The sequence below is a fragment of the Chitinophagaceae bacterium genome, assembly GCA_030053935.1.
In the GTDB taxonomy this organism is placed as follows: Bacteria; Bacteroidota; Bacteroidia; order Cytophagales; family JASGCU01; genus JASGCU01.
Genome location: JASGCU010000124.1, coordinates 1 through 5,183, shown reverse-complemented (window position 1 = coordinate 5,183; position 5,183 = coordinate 1). Strand labels below are relative to the sequence as shown.

At 32.3% G+C, this 5,183-nt stretch carries 4 protein-coding genes; all 4 read right to left on the bottom strand.

Annotation, left to right across the window (positions count from 1 at the left end; genetic code table 11):
• On the bottom strand, positions 1–1,085 hold a 1,085-nt coding region (locus QM536_09395), incomplete at its 3' end, for an ATP-binding protein (GenBank protein MDI9357223.1).
• A complete protein-coding gene (locus QM536_09390; GenBank protein MDI9357222.1) occupies positions 1,082–2,623 on the bottom strand; it encodes a hypothetical protein in 1,542 nt (513 codons plus the stop codon). The genes QM536_09390 and QM536_09395, both read right to left, overlap by 4 nt.
• 26 nt (positions 2,624–2,649) lie before the next feature.
• Positions 2,650–3,102 carry a DUF4442 domain-containing protein gene (locus QM536_09385; GenBank protein ID MDI9357221.1) on the bottom strand — a complete coding sequence of 151 codons (453 nt, stop codon included), beginning with the start codon at positions 3,100–3,102 and terminating at the stop codon, positions 2,650–2,652.
• A 51-nt stretch (positions 3,103–3,153) separates the two neighbouring features.
• A complete protein-coding gene (locus QM536_09380; GenBank protein ID MDI9357220.1) occupies positions 3,154–5,067 on the bottom strand; it encodes a protein-disulfide reductase DsbD family protein in 1,914 nt (637 codons plus the stop codon).
• Positions 5,068–5,183 lie beyond the last annotated feature (116 nt).

The window sequence follows — 5,183 nt, the reverse complement described above, 5'->3', positions numbered from 1 at the left end:
AGGAGTATTTTTTTGAGGAGGGCATCTGCGGTATTGGGATTTTTATGTAAAAAATTATCTAAATTGTTTTTTACAAAATCATTTATAAAAGAGCGTAAGCTTATTCCATCAGGAGAGATGGCTTGTGAGCCGAGTTTTGTTTTAGTTTGAGATTCAAAAACAGGGTCTTGTATTCTGATAGATACCGCACTGACAATTCCTTCTCGTATATCTTCTGCCACAAAGTCTTTTTTGTAAAACTCTCGGATGGTTTTTACTAATGCTTCTTTTAATGCCACCAAGTGTGTTCCTCCTTGTGTGGTATATTGTCCATTTACATAAGAATAGTATTGTTCCCCATAGCCCACACTATGTGTCAGAGAGAGTTCTATATCTTCTCCTTTCAGGTGAATAATAGGGTATAGAATATCTTCTTCGCTTGTTTTTCTTTTGAGGAGGTCAAGGAGTCCATTGGGGGAGGTAAATTTTTTTTCATTATAATATATGGATAATTTGGAGTTCAGGAATGCGTAATTCCAAACGAGGGTTTCTATGTATTCGGGGATAAATTTGTAGTGTTTGAAAAGAGATTCATCAGGTTCGAAGGCGATGAGCGTACCATTTTTCTCTTGGGTGTTTGCAATGGGAGGGTCTTGGATTATTTCGCCTTTTTGGAACTCTGCGGTTTTTGTTTTTCCATCCCGAAAGGACTGCACTTTAAAGAAATCAGAGAGGGCATTTACGGCTTTTATTCCTACGCCGTTCAATCCTACAGATTTTTGAAATGCGCTGGAGTCGTATTTTCCGCCCGTATTGATTTTAGAGACACAATCCATGACTTTACCAAGAGGTATCCCTCTACCAAAGTCCCTTATTTCTACGCGTTTTTCATTTATTTTGAGAAAGATTTCTTTTCCATAGCCCATCGTATGTTCGTCTATGCAATTATCTAATACCTCTTTTACTAATATATATATTCCATCATCAGAAGACGAGCCGTCTCCTAATTTACCAATATACATACCAGGTCTAAGCCGTATATGCTCTTTCCAATCTAGGGATTTAATGTTTTCTTCGGAATATCCGCCAATAGTATTTTCACTCATAATGGATTTTGTTGAATAAGTTGATTAATCTCTTGTATATTTTCTTCTTTCTTTTTTTCCCATTTTTTATAGAATGTTCTTCCTATAAATTCTAAGGAGCTGATAACTATGGAGAGTGCAAAGTTCGTAGAGAATTGTGTAAGAGGGTCTGCTCCCAATGTTTTATCAAAAAAAGGTCCTAAAAGCAAGTTAAAAAACTCAAATATTGCTAATAGTATCATAGATGTGAGTATTCTTCTGTATTTATTAATAATGGTTACTCTACCTAGAGAAATAATAAACCCCAAAGTCCCCAATATACCAAACAGAATAGAAAGATATACTAAATTATTGTATCTTGATTCTTCTATCCTTTTTCTCTCTCTTTCTTTTGTCTCTCGGACTGTTTTTTCTATACTTGTGGTAGATGCTTTTACTCTTCTTTGAGATTGTTCTTTAAAGTATTTTTGAATTATTGTTTTTGCTTTCTTTTCATATACTAGTGCCTTTTGATAATCTCCTAATGTTTCATAATTTTCAGCAATACTTTGGTAGCATTCTATGAGGTCGCTGTGTAGCCACTCTGATATGTCCTCTCCTGATGCTTCTAGTGTATCTGATATTGCTAAGGATTTGAAGTAGTATTTATTAGAGAGTGTTTCATTTTGTATCTTTTTATAATAATCACCTATTTTCCAATAATCATAGACCATTCCCGAAAAATCTCCTGCGCTTTCATTTATCTCTAATGCTAGGAATAGATATTTAGAAGCACTGTCTAATTCATCTAATTCTAACAGTGCATATCCTTTATTGTGATAATAGAGAGCATAATAATATTCTTTCTCGCTTGTAAAAAAATAGTCAGATTCTGTGTCGTTAAATTCTTGAGATGTATCGTTTTCTATATATGGAAGTAATTTATCCATAATATCAAGAGATTTCTCATAGTTTTTTAATTTGATATAAGCGTCGCCGAGAGTAGTATAGAGTTCTCTATAGTTATTATATTTATAGGAGTCATATTTTGAATTTGCTAAAGGATCATCCTCGTATTTTTTTTTCAAATATATTTCACTTTTCTTAGTGGCATCTAATTCCTCTTGGTAGAGAGATTGATTGGAATATATAATTGCTAGGTTTTTATAAATCTCAATTATCTTGTCTATCTTACCTTTTACTATTACTTTTTCGAGGGACAGATTATAATAAAACTCTGCTTCTATGAGGTCATTTAGAGATTTATATGTATCTGCTAATGATAGATAGATATTTTCAATAGAATCCTGTTTAAATGTTATGTCATTATTGATAATATCTTGTATAAGGCGTTCAAATATTTCCTGAGCGGCATTTGTGCTATCTCTTTGGAGATAATATCCTCCTAATAATAATCTTTTTTTAAAATCATTTGGATTTTGAGCAATATACTCTTTTGTTTTTCTGATGTAGATAAGTGAAGTATCCTCTTCAGTTTGGTGCTCATTTTTACTTTCTTGTTGAGCAGTTGATAGAAAAGGAATTAAAAATAATGCAGTGGAAATAATTATTTTTCGCATAGCTTATAAATTATTTTTTCTCTCTTTTATTTTTTTTCTTTAAAAGCCCAAGTAAAATAAAAGATAGATACTATTGTTCCGTCTTTCATATAACCCGTTGTTTTGAGAGTAGTGGTAATTTGGGTTTTTGTTTTCATACATGCTTCTACTGCTTCAAATGCCTTTTCTCCTTCTTCACAAAGAAAGGTTACTTTTCCTATTGCTTTTTTCAAAAATTCTGCTTTCATTCCCACAATGATAGTAAGTACTTGGGAATTATTTCCTTTTGTAGCAAGGAGTGCTAAGGAAGCAGTAGATAGTTCTGCTGCCATACTTTGTACTGCAAAATAGATAGATTGAAAAGGGTTTTTATTGAGAAATTTGAAAGGAATAGTAGTAGCTGCTTTTGAAGAAGAGAGTTCTTTCAGACGCATTCCTGCAATAAAACCTGCGGGAACATTGAATAAAAGAAATATCCAAAAATAAAATGGATTCGTCATATTTTTGTGAAAAAGGTGTTGTTTTGTATTGAGTGTTTTCATAAAAAAAATTTAGAAGTTGTGTTTATTAAGATTTAAAAACGTTATAAATGCCTCCACATCAAGGTTGTAAGCAGATGGTTCTGTGAGCATATTTTCATTCTCATCTATTATTACGTATAGTGGTTGTCCATTGCTATTATACCTTGTTATTTGAAAGTCCATATTTTGTTGTCCTATGTTTTTTTTTTGTTTTTTATCATTCTCCGAAATATACCATTTACTTTCTGGTAATTCTGTTTTATCATCTACAAAGAGAGAAAGGAGGATAAAATCGTTTTGTAATTTTGTAAGCACTCTCGGATCATCCCATACTCTTGCTTCCATTTCTCTGCAATTGACACATCCATGTCCCGTAAAGTTTATAAAGATAGGTTTCTTTTTTGCTTTGGAACATGAGAGTGCTTGTTGATAATCAAAATATCCTGCAAGATTATGTGGAAAATGAAGAACATCAGAGTATAGAGGAGATTCACAGATATTGTGAGAAGAGATATTGTTGTTTTGAGGAGTATTATAAGAGACATCAGAACGGATGAGTGGGGGAAGATAACCTGAAAGGGCTTTTAAAGGGTTTCCCAACAGACCTAAAAATAAGTAAAGTACAAAAACAAAAGTAACTATACCGAGTATAAATCTGACGAATCCGATATTTTGTAGTTCCCCATCGTGTGGAAACTTTATTTTTCCAAAAAAATAAAACCCTAAAAGAGCAAATAAAACTATCCATATAATAAGATATATTTCTCTATCTAATATATTCCAATGGTATGCTTGGTCTGCTATGCTTAAAAACTTAAAAGAGAATGCTAATTCTATTACCCCAAAGCAAACTTTTATAGTATTGAGCCATGAACCTGACTTTGGCAATAAGCGAAGGACATTGGGAAAAAAAGCAAACAATGTAAATGGAACAGCAACCCCCATAGCAAAGGAGAGCATTCCTAAAATGGGCTTATACGTGAGTATTCCTACGGATTCTATTAAAATACTTCCTACTAAAGGAACGGTGCAAGAAAAAGAAACTAATACTAAACTGAGAGCAATAAATAATATTCCTACAAAACCGCCTTTGTCTGTTTTTGTTTCTATAGCATTTACAAATCGGTATGGTATAACGAGCTCAAAATATCCTAAAAGAGAGAATCCAAATAGCAAGAATACTACAAAAAAAAGAATATTAAAAAACCATCCTGTTGCTAATTCATTTGCCATTTCTGCTCCCATGAAAGGTGCTAATAAAATTCCTATAAAAGTATATATAAGTATAATACTGATACCATAACCTAGAACGGTGTATTTGCTTCTTTTTTTTGTAAAATAAGAAACTGTAAGGGGAATCATAGGAAAAACACAAGGTGTAAATAAAGAACTCAATCCCGCAAACAAACAAAGAAGAAGAAAAGAAAGTATATTTTCGTCTTTTCCAGATGTTTTTCCAAGAGAGTCAATAAAATGTTTTTCTGTAAATTCTTCTTCTAAGGTAACGCAGATATGAGTGGTATGAGAGCATACTTGATATTGGATATTTCCTTTGAAGGTAAGAGGGAGGTCTTTCACTAAAAGTGTTTGTTTGAATGTTGCTGTATTTTCAAAATAGGTATATTCTCCACCAAACAGAGAGTCGTATTTTTTGAAGGGTTGTATTGCTCGTATACCGCCTATAAGAGTAAAACTAGAATGGGAAATAAAAGAAAACTCTGTTACCAAAGGGCCTAAATTTTTATCAAAGTCAGAAGAGTATAGATACCATTCGGACTGTATACGAGCATAAAAAATAATATCAATAGTATCGCCTTTGCGAAAGGAATCTTTGCTGAAAGAGTATTTCCATTCTATTGGTTTTATTACCTCTGCGGGTAGGGGAGAGGATACACAAAAAAGGCAAATAATAAATACTGTCTGTATGAATAAGGTAATTTTCATTTGTATAGTATAATGTGAGTATATAAGAGATAATTTCTATTATAAATATTTTTTTAATACGGTTTCTTTTTCTTTTGGGATTGAGGCAATTTCTGTTTCTAAACTATTTATTTTGG

What these genes read in the sequence shown, in the direction of transcription:
- QM536_09380 (MDI9357220.1), bottom strand. Translation starts at nt 5,067, where the DNA reads ATGAAAATTACCTTATTCATACAGACAGTATTTATTATTTGCCTTTTT.
- QM536_09390 (MDI9357222.1), bottom strand. Translation starts at nt 2,623, where the DNA reads ATGCGAAAAATAATTATTTCCACTGCATTATTTTTAATTCCTTTTCTA.
- QM536_09385 (MDI9357221.1), bottom strand. Translation starts at nt 3,102, where the DNA reads ATGACGAATCCATTTTATTTTTGGATATTTCTTTTATTCAATGTTCCC.